The sequence below is a fragment of the Paenibacillus sp. P4_E11 genome (assembly GCF_056401635.1).
On sequence record NZ_JBFUIX010000444.1, the window covers coordinates 1 to 1,530 of the forward strand.

Annotated in this window: 2 protein-coding genes; both read left to right on the forward strand. The window is 45.9% G+C overall.

Going from position 1 to position 1,530, the window contains the following annotated elements; translation table 11 throughout:
- The coding region (locus tag AC1DWB_RS34955; protein WP_477545667.1) for a hypothetical protein at positions 1-719 on the forward strand (719 nt) is incomplete at its 5' end.
- Between the two features lie 467 nt (positions 720-1,186).
- A partial coding sequence (locus tag AC1DWB_RS34960) for an alpha/beta fold hydrolase (RefSeq protein WP_477545668.1) occupies positions 1,187-1,530 on the forward strand: 344 nt, incomplete at its 3' end.

The window sequence follows — 1,530 nt, forward strand, 5'->3', positions numbered from 1 at the left end:
GGCGAGAGGTGCTTGAGGAAATGGCCGGAGTGAACTACCTGGGAATCGGACAATTATCAGGTGAATTCATTCAACCGCAGAGCGAATATTGTGATCAGATTCCTCCGGTACCTTACTTTATCAAAAACAACTTTGCCCATTGGGAGCTGGCTGAAGGTTCCGATGCGCAAGTGGCGGCGAAAGTGTTCCTGCCTTATGAAGAAATCAGTCCATCGAAGAAATTCGGACACTTCCATGCGCCGGCAGGTGAAGAAACAGTATATCCCGCTGCTGTCGTTCGTACCTACGGCCGGGGGAAGATTGCCGTAGTAGCGGCTTCGCTCGCGACAGACTACTTCGCCATCGGCAGCCGCCACGTGCGGCAGATGGTGCTCAATCTGGTGGATGCCTTATTGGACAACGAGATGAGATTGGTCGAGGTGGAAGCGAATTCGCCTTCCGTAGAAGTTTCCCTAATGACGCAGCAAGGAAATTGGGTTCTGCATCTGATCCAATACGGCGCCAAGCGGTCCAGCAGCTTCTCATCCAGGGGAACTACCGTCATAGAAGAAATACCGATTCGTACTCATATACCGGTTCGATTGCGACCGCCAGTGAAACCTAAGCGGGTAATACTTGCGCCCATTCAGGAAGAGCTCGCATGGACATGGAACGAAGGTCAGTTGGAAACGGTCGTACCCGAGCTGCATATTCACCAGATGGTCGTTGTTGAATTGTAATGTAAACCCAAGTCAGACTGCCGACATCTATTCTTACCGAAAAAACGCGGAACCAATAAGGGTCCAGCGTTTTTTTGTTCGTTCGTGGCACGTCTGGTGAGGATGTATGCCGTCCATAATAACATCCATAAATAGGAATATTCGTTTCTTCCAGAAAAATGAAGAGGAGTAATTGGCAAATACCAAAATTCCTGCGAAGCGGACAGMGAAAGTTCGGTCTTCCACGAACGATGAATAAGGAAAAAGAATGTACAAACGATGTTTCAAGCAGTCTAGCATGTCATCTCGGATGTCAAGCCACTGCTTATTCGTTAGGAACGGTATGTAAAATATCAATTAAATGCATACTAAAAAAATTCTAAAAGGGGTGAGAGATAATTATAGCAATAGCATGACTGCTTTTATAAAAAGTGATAATTGAGCAGAAACTAACTCATAGATGATTTAACATGGAGTGTGACGATAGAATGACAACTGCTAACATAAACGGATACTCGATGCATCATATCGATCGCGGAAAAGGAACCGCCATCCTCTTCATTCATCCTCCGGTACTTACAAGCTTAAATTTCACATACCAAATCCAAGGACTATCGCCTCATTTTCGAACAATTGCTTTTGACATCAGAGGACACGGTAAGAGCCAGTCTTCCAATCAAACGGTTACTTATCCTTTAATCGTTGAGGATATTAAACAATTGATGGATCGGTTGAGCATCGATAAATGTTTCTTGTGCGGATATTCTACTGGGGGGTCGGTAGTGCTTGAGTTTCTCTTGACTCATCCCGATCGGGCATGGGGGGGCATCGT